The 546-nt window shown below is 63.6% G+C and carries 1 protein-coding gene; it reads left to right on the forward strand.

What is annotated here, in order from left to right; genetic code table 11:
• Positions 1-55 precede the first annotated feature (55 nt).
• Complete coding sequence (locus BZL64_RS35595; RefSeq protein WP_086766694.1) at positions 56-433, forward strand: nuclear transport factor 2 family protein; 378 nt, start codon at positions 56-58, stop codon at positions 431-433.
• Positions 434-546: the final 113 nt, after the last annotated feature.

Here is a 546-nt window from a genome sequence, read left to right on the forward strand (position 1 = left end):
GATACAGCGCACGGCCGCCGTGGCTTCTGTCAGACCGCTGTGGGACGCTCCGTCGATGGAATCTTCGAAGGTGATTGAGACCCTGTGGGACCGGATCCAGGCTCGTGACTGGGCAGGCGTCGCCGAGTTGATCGCGGAGGATGTCATAGTCGAGTGGCCGATCAGCCTCGAACGCATCGTCGGCCGGGAAAACTTCGTCACGGTGAACCGTGAATACCCGCAGGGCTGGTCGATTCGAGTGCTCAAGGTGGTGGCCGAGGGCGACGAAGTCGTCTCCGAAGTCGAGGTGCCACACGACAGTCTTGGCGTCTTCCGCGCAGCATCGTTCTGGACCGTCCGTGACGGGCAGATCGTCCGTGGAACGGAGTACTGGACGAGCCTGGGAGCGGACCCGCAGCCTGAATGGCGGGCCGCCCTCGTCGAACCGATGTAGTGCGGCGCGCTGCTCTGAATCCCGGCCTCTATCATCCCCAGAGTCGTACGGGCCGTCAGGATGCCTAGGGCGTGATCCAGTTGGCCCAGCCGAAGGTGAACTTGTATGCGGCG

It is taken from the genome of Streptomyces bobili (assembly GCF_002154575.1).
Classification (GTDB): domain Bacteria; phylum Actinomycetota; class Actinomycetes; order Streptomycetales; family Streptomycetaceae; genus Streptomyces; species Streptomyces bobili.

What these genes read in the sequence shown, in the direction of transcription:
- BZL64_RS35595 (WP_086766694.1), top strand. Translation starts at nt 56, where the DNA reads ATGGAATCTTCGAAGGTGATTGAGACCCTGTGGGACCGGATCCAGGCT.